At 30.2% G+C, this 12789-nt stretch carries 16 protein-coding genes and 1 pseudogene; 14 read left to right on the top strand and 3 right to left on the bottom strand.

Annotation, left to right across the window (positions count from 1 at the left end; translation table 11 throughout):
- Positions 1 to 8 precede the first annotated feature (8 nt).
- Complete coding sequence (locus TCEL_RS08600; RefSeq protein WP_040683794.1) at positions 9 to 956, top strand: phosphoglycerate dehydrogenase; 948 nt, start codon at positions 9 to 11, stop codon at positions 954 to 956.
- Between the two features lie 147 nt (positions 957 to 1103).
- On the opposite strand, the gene TCEL_RS14400 is transcribed toward TCEL_RS08600, so the two are convergent.
- Both TCEL_RS14400 and TCEL_RS08590 read right to left on the bottom strand, forming a co-directional pair.
- Positions 1104 to 1481, bottom strand: a complete 378-nt coding sequence (locus TCEL_RS14400; RefSeq protein ID WP_018663202.1) for a hypothetical protein — start codon at positions 1479 to 1481, stop codon at positions 1104 to 1106.
- 16 nt (positions 1482 to 1497) lie between these two features.
- Complete coding sequence (locus TCEL_RS08590) at positions 1498 to 1941, bottom strand: cell wall hydrolase (RefSeq protein WP_018663200.1); 444 nt, start codon at positions 1939 to 1941, stop codon at positions 1498 to 1500.
- Between the two features lie 167 nt (positions 1942 to 2108).
- Here TCEL_RS08590 and TCEL_RS12860 point away from each other — a divergent pair, with 167 nt between their 5' ends.
- From TCEL_RS12860 to TCEL_RS08530, 12 genes and pseudogenes are all read left to right on the top strand, one after another.
- Positions 2109 to 3281, top strand: a complete 1173-nt coding sequence (locus TCEL_RS12860) for a transglutaminase domain-containing protein (RefSeq protein ID WP_018663198.1) — start codon at positions 2109 to 2111, stop codon at positions 3279 to 3281.
- A gap of 103 nt (positions 3282 to 3384) precedes the next feature.
- A complete protein-coding gene (locus TCEL_RS08580) occupies positions 3385 to 4149 on the top strand; it encodes an exodeoxyribonuclease III (RefSeq protein ID WP_018663196.1) in 765 nt (254 codons plus the stop codon).
- Positions 4150 to 4198: 49 nt separating this feature from the next.
- Positions 4199 to 5188, top strand: a pseudogene (locus TCEL_RS08575) (acyl-CoA dehydratase activase-related protein); the annotation flags it as partial.
- Positions 5160 to 6248: a 2-hydroxyacyl-CoA dehydratase gene (locus TCEL_RS08570; protein WP_018663192.1), complete on the top strand. Its 1089-nt coding sequence runs from the start codon at positions 5160 to 5162 to the stop codon at positions 6246 to 6248. The pseudogene TCEL_RS08575 and the gene TCEL_RS08570, both read left to right, overlap by 29 nt.
- Complete coding sequence (locus tag TCEL_RS08565) at positions 6236 to 7189, top strand: acyl-CoA dehydratase activase (protein WP_040683793.1); 954 nt, start codon at positions 6236 to 6238, stop codon at positions 7187 to 7189. The genes TCEL_RS08570 and TCEL_RS08565 overlap by 13 nt, the downstream gene beginning before the upstream one ends.
- A 17-nt stretch (positions 7190 to 7206) precedes the next feature.
- Positions 7207 to 7881: a heparan-alpha-glucosaminide N-acetyltransferase gene (locus tag TCEL_RS08560; protein WP_018663188.1), complete on the top strand. Its 675-nt coding sequence runs from the start codon at positions 7207 to 7209 to the stop codon at positions 7879 to 7881.
- Positions 7882 to 7972: 91 nt separating this feature from the next.
- Positions 7973 to 8383 carry an Hsp20/alpha crystallin family protein gene (locus tag TCEL_RS08555; protein WP_018663186.1) on the top strand — a complete coding sequence of 137 codons (411 nt, stop codon included), beginning with the start codon at positions 7973 to 7975 and terminating at the stop codon, positions 8381 to 8383.
- 457 nt (positions 8384 to 8840) lie between these two features.
- Positions 8841 to 9002, top strand: coding sequence for a hypothetical protein (locus TCEL_RS13855; protein WP_040683792.1), 162 nt, complete (start codon positions 8841 to 8843; stop codon positions 9000 to 9002).
- 97 nt (positions 9003 to 9099) lie between these two features.
- Positions 9100 to 10338 (top strand): DUF1576 domain-containing protein, encoded by a 1239-nt coding sequence (locus TCEL_RS08545; protein WP_018663184.1) that lies wholly within the window; start codon positions 9100 to 9102, stop codon positions 10336 to 10338.
- Positions 10331 to 10693, top strand: a complete 363-nt coding sequence (locus TCEL_RS12855) for a hypothetical protein (RefSeq protein ID WP_156874041.1) — start codon at positions 10331 to 10333, stop codon at positions 10691 to 10693. The genes TCEL_RS08545 and TCEL_RS12855 overlap by 8 nt, the downstream gene beginning before the upstream one ends.
- Positions 10694 to 10697: 4 nt before the next feature.
- Complete coding sequence (locus TCEL_RS08535) at positions 10698 to 11450, top strand: EFR1 family ferrodoxin (RefSeq protein ID WP_018663180.1); 753 nt, start codon at positions 10698 to 10700, stop codon at positions 11448 to 11450.
- Positions 11431 to 11868 (top strand): hypothetical protein, encoded by a 438-nt coding sequence (locus tag TCEL_RS08530; RefSeq protein ID WP_040683791.1) that lies wholly within the window; start codon positions 11431 to 11433, stop codon positions 11866 to 11868. Before TCEL_RS08535 ends, TCEL_RS08530 begins: the two co-directional genes overlap by 20 nt.
- Positions 11869 to 11897: 29 nt before the next feature.
- Here TCEL_RS08530 and TCEL_RS08525 read toward each other — a convergent pair whose 3' ends face one another.
- Positions 11898 to 12092 carry a DUF378 domain-containing protein gene (locus TCEL_RS08525; protein WP_040683790.1) on the bottom strand — a complete coding sequence of 65 codons (195 nt, stop codon included), beginning with the start codon at positions 12090 to 12092 and terminating at the stop codon, positions 11898 to 11900.
- A 91-nt stretch (positions 12093 to 12183) separates the two neighbouring features.
- Here TCEL_RS08525 and TCEL_RS08520 point away from each other — a divergent pair, with 91 nt between their 5' ends.
- Positions 12184 to 12714 (top strand): hypothetical protein, encoded by a 531-nt coding sequence (locus TCEL_RS08520; protein WP_198010655.1) that lies wholly within the window; start codon positions 12184 to 12186, stop codon positions 12712 to 12714.
- The last annotated feature ends 75 nt before the right edge of the window (positions 12715 to 12789 follow it).

The raw sequence follows: 12789 nt of genomic DNA, 5'->3' as shown, positions 1-12789 counted from the left end.
GGGGTGGTTTGGTGTTAAAGGCACTATTCACATACGATTATGGAAAGGAAAAGATGAAAAAGATTGAGGAATTAGGATATAAAGTTTTAATAAGGGATGAAAATAAAGTAGTATTTGAGGAAGAATTTAATGATGTTAATATACTTGTATGCTATAATCCCTTTTCTACATTAGATATAAGCTTGATGCAAAATCTAAAATGGATACAACTATCAAGCATTGGGGTAGATCAAGTGCCCAAAGATGTTGTCTTAGCAAGAAAAATTACTGTTACAAACAATAAAGGTGGTTATAGCATTCCAATTGGAGAATGGATAGTTTTAAAGATACTTGAAATGTTAAAAAACAGCAGAGAATTTTATGAAAAACAAAAGAATAAAGTATGGAAGATGGATACAAGCCTCTTAGAATTATATAATAAAACAGTTGGATTTATAGGAACAGGGACGATAGCACAGGAGGCGGCAAAAAGGCTTAAGGGTTTTGATGTTAATATACTTGGAGTAAACACTAATGGAAGGAAAGTTGAATATTTTGATGAATGTTTTAGTATGCAAAACTTGAAGGATATGCTTTCTAGATGCGATATCGTTGTAGTTGCAGTTCCATTTACTAAAGAAACTTATCATTTAATTAATGATGATATTATTTCATCAATGAAGGATGGGGTATTCTTAATAAATATAGCAAGGGGAAGTGTAATTGATACAGATGCATTAATTAAGGCGTTAAATACTAAAAAAATAAAAAAGGCAGCCCTAGATGTTTTTGAAGAAGAACCATTAAGTGAAGACAGTCCTTTATGGGATATGGAAAATGTTATTATAACTCCCCATAACTCTTGGATTTCAGAAATGAGAAACGAAAGAAGGTTTAATCTTATATATGAAAATATGAAAAGGTATATAGAAGGCAGAGAGCTTCTAAATATAGTTGATATTATAAAGGGATATTAAAGTGCCACCCATGTGAAATGTGATATTTTCCATTTGATACCATAAAAATTTACAAAGTTAAAAGAAGTGCATTAGAACTTCTTCATTGATTTAAATATAAAAAAGTCGCCTTGAATTTAAGGCGACTTTTTTAAAGAGGTTAAATACTTAATCAAATATTGTTACAAATCTAATTGAATAAAAGTCACACATAACCTTTGCATTAGATGTTGTTTCTCTAATTACAACATAGCTTACACCAACTTCTAGAAGTATTCCTTCCTTGTCGATGAAAAGATTAGTACCAATTAAGAAGTCAATCTTAACCTTTTTTCCTATTTGGGTTCTTAGGTATGCTTGAGTGAAGTTTATGTTTTTTAGTGTGGGGTCTTCATCAGGGTTAACAGGTTGGAAGGTTAGATCCTCTTGTCTGTCATCGATAAAAGGACAAGGATAGCGGTAAAAAGTAGGTACAAAATAAACTGGTTCAGCCTCTTTATTTATATTCTTCTCCTGTAGAGTTTCATTTGAAATTTTTTTGCTCATAAAGGACCTCCTTATATCAAGTTTTAGCATACAAAGGTGTTGGATTATAGAAGCAGTGTTGAGCAATTCTTGTTATATATATTCCTGTTCTTGTCTTTGGGAAGTAGGTTGCACATACTGCACTAAATGGGTTGTAATACCAAAGAGCGCTTCCGAGACCTGATAATTTATTGCCAGATAAAGCCCAGTCAGCTATTTGATAGTGGAAGTCATCTGGACGCATGTTGTATATGTTTTGAGGATTGTATTTTCCATATACTGTAGTTAGTGCACATGTAAATTGAAATGGTTGAAGAATTACTCTTCTTAAGCTGCCTTGACATACTCTAAAATATTCCCCATAACTTACATGAACTCTATTCATAACAACAGTGGCAACGGCCTTCATTCCAAATTCGCCTTCGCCTTCAGCCTCACATTTTATAAGTCTTGCAAATAGTTCTCTATCTGATAGTGGCATGTTAAGTCCTCCAAAGAATTCTAACTAATACTAATATATTCTATTTAAAGTAAAAAAGTGACATTGAGTTTATAATTACCAGTGTTAATAATTTGTTGAATGTATTGAGTTGCAGTATTAAATATATTAAAATTATAATTAAAATATGATCTAAAAGGGGTGATGGGATGAAAAAACTCCTTAGATTTTTTACAATTAACATACTAATTCTAATTGCAGTTTTATTCAGTATAAGTTCAGTTGATGCTAAAGTCGTAAAGAAGACAACAACTACAAAGAAGGTTTATTCTGCAAAAATAAATCATGTAGAGATTTTGGCAACTAGGTATAAAACAGTATTAAACGCTCAAATGAAAAATAAAGTTTCAAAGATAGCTCTTTCATCTAATGGGTATAATGTAGCTATAACTGATAGTGCACTAAAGAAGGCATTAAATGAAACAAGTAGTATTAATAATGTGGATAGAGTATATATAACAAAAGTGTTTGTTAAAAAAAGATTTATAGGATATACTTTAAAGATTCAGTACAAGATACAAACAGCTCAAAACAATGTAAATTCAAATAATGTACAAGCTATATATGAAACTGAAACATATAAAAAATCTCTTAATTTTTTTCTTCTGGATAAACATAAGGAGGATATAAATAAGCTAAGTTATGAGATTGCAAAGGCTATATTTGATGCAAGAACTTCTATTTATATTCCTAAAGAACTGTATTTAGGAGATATTAAAAAATTAACAGAGGCTATAGAAGATGTACTATATAGTTATTCAGACTTTGGATATCTTAGAAGAATAGGCTATACGGTAGATACAAAAGGTGCAACACTAACTTTTGGATATTCTTTAAGCCAAGATGAAATATTAAAGATGAATGTAGGTCTTTATGATGTAGTAAAGAATACTGCATCTAAAATAGAGGCACAGATAAATTCTTCAAATACTTTAGAGGAAAAAATAAAAATTATACATGATTATATTGCTTATAACTTCAATTATGATGTAGATTTCTTAAAAACAAACGATGAAGCTCAGTATGCAAGGGATTCACATGCATACTATGCGTTAACTACAAATAAAGCAATTTGTGGAGGATATTCTTCAGCATTTCAAAGGCTTACAAAGTATTTTGGAATTGAATCTTTGATAGTCATAGGAACAGCTGATGGTGATGCACATGCATGGAATAAAGTAAAGGTTGGAGATATGTGGCTACATGTAGATGTAACATTTGATGATCCTGTTGTATATGGATATCCAAATAGAAATATGATTAGATATGACTACTTCCTAAAAACAGATGAGGAGATGGCAAGAACACATAGGTGGAATTAGAAAGTATAAGGCTCCATAAAAATGGAGCTTTTTCTTTTAGGTATCTTTTCTTTTGTAGATTAATTTGATAACATAATTACAAATGACGTACAGAGGTGGTATTATGAGAATATATTCTTGGAATGTAAATGGCCTTAGGGCTATTGCCCAAAAGAATTTTTTTGAATGGATAGAGAAGGAGAAACCAGATATATTATGTATACAAGAAACAAAAATTCAAGAAAATCAGCTTAAAGATGAGTTGACTAACATAGAAGGATATTATTCCTATTTTAGTTTTGCAGATAAGAAAGGATATAGTGGTGTTGCAACTTATACAAAGATAAAGCCTATTAATGTTAAACATGGTATTGGTATTGATGAATTCGATAGGGAAGGGAGAATAGTTATAACAGAGTTTGATGAGTTTACTCTACTTAATATTTACTTTCCAAATGGTCAGATGAGTGATGAAAGGCTTGATTATAAGTTGAGATTTTATGAAGCAGTTTTAGAATATTGTAACAGCGAAGTTGAAAAAGGAAAGAAGCTAATTATATGTGGTGATTATAATACTGCCCATAGAGAAATAGATTTAAAAAATCCAAAGGCAAATGAAAAGTATTCGGGATTTTTACCTATAGAAAGGGCTTGGATAGATAGGTTTATTGAAAGTGGTTATATTGATACATATAGATATTTCTATCCAGATAAAATAGAATATACGTGGTGGAGCTATAAGTTTAAGGCAAGAGAAAAAAATATAGGATGGCGTATAGACTATCATTTTGTTTCAAAAAACTTAATAGATAAGGTAAAGGATGTAAAAATATTGACAGATGTAATGGGATCAGACCATTGTCCTATAATGCTTGAAATAGAGTGCTAATAGATTATTTTTAGACTTTTATATAGAAAGCCCCATGAATGAAATATAAACAAATCATTCATGGGGCTTTTCGTATAAAAAATTTAAAATTTGGGCACAATTAAAAGGGAATTTTTGTTATGAGGGTGGTTATATGATTATTGGAATCCCAAATGCACTTTTAAATATTAAGTATCGTGATGCTATACAGGAATTCTTTCAAAACATTGGTGTTACGACTTTTGTAAGTCCAAAGACAAACAAAGAGATACTAGATTTAGGAGTTTTAAACTGTGTTGATGAAGCGTGTCTTCCAGTTAAAGTATTCCATGGACATGTAGAGTATCTAAGAGATAGATGTGACTTTATATTAGTACCTAGAATAATGAAGCTACAAAAAAATGAATTTATATGCCCAAAGTTTTGTGGATTACCAGAGATGATAAAGTATTCATTAGATATAAAAAATATCATTGCACCAACTATAGTTGCATATGACAATAAAACATTAAAAAAATCCCTATATGAATTGGTAAAACCATTAAATATAAAAAAAGAAAAGTTTGAAAAGGCCTTTGAAGCATTTAAAAGCAATCTTTATAAATATAGAAATCTAGATTATAAAAATAGCGACTTAAAAGTATTATTGTTAGGACACCCATATTTAATATACGACGACTTCATAAATATGAATATCATTAAAAAATTAAAGGCCTTTGGAGTATCGGTTTATACAGAAGACAACGTTGATTTTTATGATTATACATATAGGTTAATTAAAAAGCCCTTTTGGACCTTTTTAAGAAACACATATAACTGTGCAATATCTCTTATAGAAACAGGAAAAATAGATGGAATAATATATGTATCCTCCTTTGCCTGTGGTATAGATTCATTTTCTATTGACTTAATTAAAAAAGATATAGGAAGTTTCCCATATCTAGTCTTAAAAATAGATGAACACACAGGCGAAGCGGGTATTGATACAAGACTTGAAGCTTTTGTTGATTTGCTAAAAAGGAGGGCCAAGAATGAATATAACTTTTCCACACTTGGGTAACACATATATTGCAGCTAAAGTTTTGTTTGAAGGTCTTGGAGTTGACTACACAATACCACCTCTTTCTTCAAAGAAAACATTAGAGATAGGCTGTTTATACTCTCCTGATGATGTCTGTTTGCCCTTTAAAATTATGATTGGAAACTATGTTGAAAGTATACAAAGGGGAGCCGATACTGTTCTTATTACAGGAAGCTGTGGCCCTTGTAGATTTGGAGAATATTGTGAACTTCAAAAGAAAATACTCTTATCTTTAGATAAGGATATAAAGTTTATAGTTATCGACGAACCAGCAAAGATAGGTATAAGAGAATTTTTAAATAGATTAAGTATGGTGGCAAAGGATAGTAAACTATCAAAAGCTAAAAAAATAAAAGCCTTATCGATGGCTGTAAAAACCATCAATTTAATTGATAACATAGAAAAAGAGTGTAGATTTTTTGCAGGATTTGAGAAAAATAAAGGAGAGTTTGCAAGGCTTTTAAAAACAGTAAAATTGGAGGCAATTGAAGCTAAAGGTGCAGAAAAAACCTTAAAGGTTTTAGAAGAGCACTATGAAAAGCTTAAAAAGATAGAGATAGATAATTTTAAAAATCCAATTAAGATAGGCATAATTGGAGAAATATATACCATAATAGATCCATTATCTAATATGTATATAGAAGATATACTTATGAATTTAGGAGTATCAACAAGAAGAACATTATATCCGAGCTGGTGGGTTAAAAATACTGTGCTTTCTGGTCTTAAAATCAATTTTAGCAAGATATATAAAGAAAGCAAAGAGTATTTAGGCCTATGTATAGGAGGTCATGCAAGGGAGTGTATAGGTGAAGCAATATTAAACTATAAGCATGGTTTTGATGGGCTTATTCAAATTTTCCCAGTTGGTTGTATGCCTGAGATTGTATCTAAGGCTATTTTGCCAGATATTGAAAGAAGATACGGTATACCAATTTTATCATTAGTTGTTGATGAGATGACTGGTGAAGCAGGTTACTATACACGTGTTGAAGCCTTTTTAGATCTAATCGAGGGGAGGAAGAAATTATGTATTTAGGAATAGATGTAGGATCTGTTAGTACAGATATAGTTGTTTTAGATGAAAAACTAAATGTTATGCATAAATTATATTTAAGAACAAAGGGAAGACCAATTAAAGCAGTACAAGAGGGGTTATATGAACTTAGTAAGTATTATAAAGATAGTGATATAAAGGCAGTAGGTACAACAGGTAGTGGAAGATATCTAACAAAAGTTTTAGTTGGTGCAGATATAGCCAAAAACGAGATAACAGCCCATGCAATAGCAGCAATAAATTTAGATAGAGAAGTTAGAACTATTATTGAAATAGGGGGACAAGATAGTAAGATAATAACAATTGAAAATGGAGTTGTTACGGATTTTGCAATGAATACCGTGTGTGCTGCAGGGACAGGTTCCTTTTTAGATAGGCAAGCTGAAAGGCTTGAAATACCTATTGAAAAGTTTGGTGAATATGCATTAAAATCCAAAAATCCAGTTAGAATAGCAGGAAGATGTGCTGTTTTTGCAGAGTCCGATATGATACACAAACAGCAGTTAGGCTATGATGTAAGTGATATTATAGCTGGGCTATGTAATGCTCTTGCAAGAAATTTTATTAGCAATGTTGCAAAGGGTAAGGATATAAAGCCAAAGATATTTTTCCAAGGTGGAGTAGCAGCAAATATTGGAATGAAGAAGGCCTTCGAAGAGATCTTGAACATGGAAATTTATGTACCAGAGCACCACGATGTTATGGGGGCAATTGGAGCAGCTATACTTGCAAAAGAGCAAATTGAGGATATAGGAAAAACTTCCTTTAGAGGATTTAGAATATATGATATGTCAGTTAAACCAAATACTTTTAAGTGCAATGGTTGTTCAAATATGTGCGAGATAGTCGAACTAAAGGAAAATGATATAAATATTGGATATTTTGGTGACAAATGTGGACGATGGAGTAGGGTTGCTGTATAATATTTTTAGGTGATTTTATGAACAGAATAGGAGAAATTGACCTGTTTAGAACTATTGCTATTATATTGATGATTATTTTTCATTTTGTTTATGATTTAAATGAGTTTGTAGGTGTCGATATAAACTATGAAACAGGAATTTGGTATTTTTTAGGTAAAGCAGCAGGTTTGCTTTTTATAATAATTTCAGGAATAAGCAGTAACTTTAGCAAAAAACCTATTAAAAATGCTTTTAAAATTTTTATATATGCTTTTTTGATAAATATAATTTCATATATTTTATTTAAAGATAGTTATATTAGATTTGGTGTTTTACATTTTTTAGGAACAATGACTATATTTTCTGTTATACTTAACAAAGTTAAAACATATTTATTAATTTTAATACAAGTTTTAGCGTATATTATATATCGCGTGGTACTACATGTATTTGTTAGTACATATTTACTTATACCTTTTGGGTTCACGTATTCTGGATTTGTTTCTATAGATTATTATCCTATTATTCCGTATATTATTTATTATATTTTAGGAATTTTAATCTATAGGTTAGTTTATAAAAAGGGCAAAAGAATTTTACCTATAGAAATTAAATCGAGAATAATTGAAGGTATTAGTAAAAAGTCATTAGAAATATATCTACTACATCAGCCTGTCATATTATTAGTTTTATATTTTATGAAACTTATATAAAAATTAACATCATTAACACTAAGTTTATTGTTTAAATGTGGCTGCACCCTCCAAAAATAATATTAGATAAAATAAAAGGAGGTGCAGCTTTATGTATTTAAAACCAATTGAACCATTTAGGGAATTTGATAGATTAAGAAGACAGTTAGACAGCCTTTTTTCTTATGAAGAATTTGAAAGGCCTAGAATAGATGTAATTGAAACTGAAAAAGAAGTGAAGGTTAAGGCAGAAATTCCTGGTATATCAAAGGATGATCTAGATATAGTTGTATATGATGAAGAGGTTAGAATTTCAGGTGAGTTTAAAAAGTCTGATGAGTATAAGGACGAAAATCTAAGAAGAGTAGAAAGATATTACGGAAGCTTTTCAAGAGTTGTGCCTCTTCCTTCTGAAGTAAAATCAGAAGAGGCAAAGGCAGACTACAAGGATGGAATATTAACCATTACAATACCAAAGGCTGATGTACAGTCAAGTAGAGGTAAAAGGATTAAGCTGCAGTGAGGCAATATCCTCACTGCTTTTTAGTATAATAAAATGATTTTATTTGAAAATAAATTATTTCCATATAATGCGATATTATGATATAATTAAAATAAACAATAGAAAATAGTTATTTATTTAAAAATTCTATAGACGGAGGTGTACTATGAAGGTTAAAATAAAAGATGAGGTACTAAAGGAGCTTAAGGAAGAGCTTGAAAAAAGGGGAAAGACAGCTGTTAGAATAACACTAGAAGGTTTTGGATGAGCAGGACCAAGATTTGGAGTTGTTCTGGATGAGCAACGTGAAAATGATGAAGTTTATGAGTATGAAGGGGTAAAGTTTGTTGCAGAGGATGAATTTGCATTTTTAATTAATGGATTTGAAATAAATAAGGATTATAGAGGATTTAGAATAGGTGGTAGAAGCAGCTGTTAGGGGTTGAATTTCAACCCCTTTTATTTTGGAGGTGTAAATGTGATTACTAGCAATTGTAAAAAGTGTTTGTTTTTCAAAGAAGGTAAATGTAATGGAGAGGATAACAGTTGTATATGTAAGTTTTGTCCAAGAAACCTAAGTATGTGCATTATAACTAGATGGTGTAGAGAAACTGAATCGCCTGTAGTCTTTGAAGATTGATAAAAATATTTAACTTCCCCTATATTTTATTAAAAATTATATCAAAATGTTTTAAATTATGATATAATTTTGACAAAAGGGATTAAAGGGGGATTTTATGAAGAATCACTACAGATTACATTATTTCTTCATATTTATCTTTATATGCTTTATTACATTTGGATTTGTACATGATGGTTTCCTAAATGTCTTTGAAGGATTAATTAAAATAATTAAAGAGCCAGATATATTAATAACAGACTATTTTGAAGTTGGAGGCATTGGAGCAACCTTTGTTAATGCAGGGTTAATAGGTATAATAAATACAATTATATTTCTAATTCTAAAGGCAAAACCAAATGGAGCAATAATTGCAGCTATATGGACTAGTGTTGGTTTTGCAATGTTTGGTAAAAATATAGTTAATATTTGGCCAGTTATGTTTGGAGTATGGCTGTATTCAAAATATAAAAAAGAAAGTTTTTTAAATTATGCATTGATTGCTATCTTTTCAACAAATCTTTCTCCTACACTCATTCAGTTTAAGGGACTTGAAATATTACATCCAATATTTAGTACTATGCTTGGTGTAGGCATATCAATTCTATTAGGTTTTATATTTCCACCTCTTGCTGCATACTGCTTAAAGTTCCATCAGGGATATTGTTTATATAACACAGGACTTACAGCAGGATTTATTGCAACGGTTCTTGTAAGTAATGTTAGGGCATTTGGTGGAGATATTCCAAAGAGGCTTTTGTGGTATAATAAAAATGATGTCGGAGTAGAGTTTATTTTGATGCTGGTATTTTTATTGATGATTTTATTTTCACTTAAAATTTCAGGTAAATTAAAAATAGATAGTATAAGGGAATTAAATAAAACATCAGGTAAACTTGTAACTGATTTTACAGTTCTTTATGGAGAAGAAGTTGCACTGCTTAATATGGGGATTATGGGGATATTTTATATGATTTTTATCCTACTAATTAGTAACTTAAATGGTCCAACAATTGGAGCTTTATTTACTATAGTAGGTTTTGCTGCTTTAGGAAAACATTTTAATAACACATTGCCTGTTGTATTTGGAGCAGCAATATCATCGTATTTAAATGTACACAGTGTAACTTCTCCAGCAGTGGTTCTAGCTATGTTATTTTGCACAACACTAGCACCTATAAGTGGTGAATTTGGAGTGCTATGGGGTGTTTTAGCAGGATTTTTACATGTATCTATGTCTTTAAGCGTTGGATATTTACATGGAGGAATTAACTTATATAACAACGGTTTTGCAGGTGGACTTGTAGCTATGTTTTTAATTCCATTGATAAATGCATTTGAAAGGAGAAATGCATAAAATGTTAAGCAAAGAAAGAAGCAAAATATTAAAGATCGTAGACGAAGTATATAAATATTTTATAGAGCATACTCATACATGCCACATTACATCTACAATAGATTTTAATGAGGCAGAAACAAATATAAAATTTAAGGTTAGGCTAAAGGATAAAAAAGAGATGCAGGATGTTATAGAGCATTTAGATAAACTTTTTTCTGTTCAAAGATATAGAGAGGTTGAAGAGTTATATTGGAATTTGACAGGTGATTGTTATACATCAGATGAAACAAATTTAGTTGGTATGATGGTTGATGATTTTAAAATAGAGGCAGAAGATGAAGTTTTAAGGTTGTATCTAGTAAGAAGGAGGTAACGACTTGAGGGGGGCAGTTATATATTTTTCGGGAACGGGTAATACGGAGTTTGTAGCAAAGCTCTTTAAGGATGCGTTAGAACAAAAAGGTCATAGTGTAACCTTGATAGATGCTAGTAAAAAAATAAGTTTTAATGATGACTATTCCTTTTTAGTTTTTGGAGGTTGTATTCATTCTGAAATGTTCCCAAAACCTTTTATGGAGTGGGTCAATGAGAAGGTTTTAAATGGAAATGGAAGAAGATGTATTGTTTTTTCAACCCAAGCAGCAAAAAGAGCATCAGGAGCAAATATATTAGCAGACATTTTAAAAAACAAAGGGTTTTCTGTTGATGTAATTGAATATATAACTATGCCTAATAATTTTTATGTTGTTGCATTTGATAAGGATAGTGAACAAGAGGTTGAAAGAAGAAAGAAGAGAGCAAAGGAATATGTCTGTGAAATTGTAGAAGATTTTTTGAATGGAAAAACAAGGATTAAGAATGTTACGCCTATTAGGAAAAAATATGCTAAATTAAGCTATGAATTATTTTTAAAATATGCAAAATCATGGGCAAGGAAAAAATTAAATGTTGACTACAGCCTTTGTGTTAGATGTTTAAAGTGTGTAAAAAATTGTCCAACTAAAAATATAAGTTTTAAAGAAAAAATAGAATTTAAAGATAATTGTATATGTTGTCAAAGGTGTATACATCAATGCCCAGTTAATGCATTTATCTATAAGGGAAAGCATTTTGAACAATATAAAATATGATACATGTGTTTTAGGTGATAGAATGAGTAGGTTGATAAAGATAAGATTAGAAGATGTTTCAGGTAATGAATTGGATTTAAAAGAGGTTGAAGTAGTAAAGGGTGGAGGAATAAAGGGATCATATAAAAAAGGGAAGGAATTGTTAGATTGTGCAGTTTATTTTGATGAGCCATTGAATCCAAAGGGACTATGTTCTAAAAGGTATAAATATAATATTTTACTTGATGAAAAGCTAGATTTAAAATTAGGACAGATATTTAAAATAGGACAAATTAATTTTGAAGTTGTAAGAAAAAAGGAATGTTTTAAAGAGTGTATTCTTGTACAAGATGGTAGTTATTGCCCGTTAAGATCAGCTGTGTTTATAAGGGCTATTCAAGATGGAGTTATAAAAATAGGTGATGAAATAAAGTTATAAAAAAGTAAATATGGGCATAAAGCCCATATTTACTTTTTAGCTAATTTTTTGTAGATTAGGATGAGTCCAGAGAGACCTACAAGGGCATAGATAACTCTTGAAAGGATAGCTTCTGGGCCACCAAATATAGTTGCAACTAGGTCTAAATTAAAGAAGCCTATGAGTCCCCAATTGATGGCACCAATAAGTACAAGAACATATGCAACCTTGCAGAGTTTATCCATAGTGGACCTCCTAATATTACTTACACTATAATTATATTTAATGTATAATATAAATATTACTAAACATATAATTATTTGGGAGGTGTATATGTTGAAAAGGATTATTAATTTGATAATATTCATGCTATTGGTATTTGGTCTTTTGATGGTATATAAAAACATAGAGAAGAACAAAGGTTTAAATATAGAGGCTATAAATAAGCTTTCAGATATAAAGCTAGAGGATGTTAAGAAAATAATAAAATCAGATGGCCTTGATTTGTCTAAAATAGATAAGGACAAACAGAATAATATACTTTCCATAATTAAAAGTTTTGATTTAATAGATTTTGATAATTTAAGTAAATTTATAAAACAAGGTAAAAATTTACAAGGATCAGCACAGAAGATATATAACGATATTATATTTAATAAATACAAGAAAAATCCAGATGAATTCATGAGGCAGATACTTAAACTTGATACAGATGAGGTATCAAAGCTCCTTAAGGTTTTTGCTGATAAATATATTGAAAAACCAAAAATGGTTGAAGATTTACAGAAATTATTAAAGGACAACAGTATGAGTGAAAGTGATAAGAAGAAAATAAAACAGCTGGTTAATGAGTTGAAAAATAATTGACTTGAAATAAAAAATATGGTACTATAATAAAAACCTTTAAAAACAGTCCAGAGAGGCTGGGAAGGTTGAGAAGAT

Origin of the sequence: Thermobrachium celere DSM 8682 (assembly GCF_000430995.1) — a bacterium.
Lineage (GTDB): Bacteria > Bacillota > Clostridia > Clostridiales > Caloramatoraceae > Thermobrachium > Thermobrachium celere.
The sequence above is the reverse complement of the archived record's forward strand: the minus strand, read 5'-3'. Positions and strand labels throughout refer to the sequence as shown.

Bases quoted from the DNA above. Each gene is read 5' to 3' on its own strand.
- TCEL_RS14400 (WP_018663202.1), bottom strand. From the start codon at position 1,481: ATGAGCAAAAAAATTTCAAATGAAACTCTACAGGAGAAGAATATAAAT.
- TCEL_RS08580 (WP_018663196.1), top strand. From the start codon at position 3,385: ATGAGAATATATTCTTGGAATGTAAATGGCCTTAGGGCTATTGCCCAA.
- TCEL_RS12860 (WP_018663198.1), top strand. From the start codon at position 2,109: ATGAAAAAACTCCTTAGATTTTTTACAATTAACATACTAATTCTAATT.
- TCEL_RS08560 (WP_018663188.1), top strand. From the start codon at position 7,207: ATGAACAGAATAGGAGAAATTGACCTGTTTAGAACTATTGCTATTATA.
- TCEL_RS08545 (WP_018663184.1), top strand. From the start codon at position 9,100: ATGAAGAATCACTACAGATTACATTATTTCTTCATATTTATCTTTATA.
- TCEL_RS08570 (WP_018663192.1), top strand. From the start codon at position 5,160: ATGAATATAACTTTTCCACACTTGGGTAACACATATATTGCAGCTAAA.
- TCEL_RS12855 (WP_156874041.1), top strand. From the start codon at position 10,331: ATGCATAAAATGTTAAGCAAAGAAAGAAGCAAAATATTAAAGATCGTA.
- TCEL_RS08555 (WP_018663186.1), top strand. From the start codon at position 7,973: ATGTATTTAAAACCAATTGAACCATTTAGGGAATTTGATAGATTAAGA.
- TCEL_RS08525 (WP_040683790.1), bottom strand. From the start codon at position 12,092: ATGGATAAACTCTGCAAGGTTGCATATGTTCTTGTACTTATTGGTGCC.
- TCEL_RS08590 (WP_018663200.1), bottom strand. From the start codon at position 1,941: ATGCCACTATCAGATAGAGAACTATTTGCAAGACTTATAAAATGTGAG.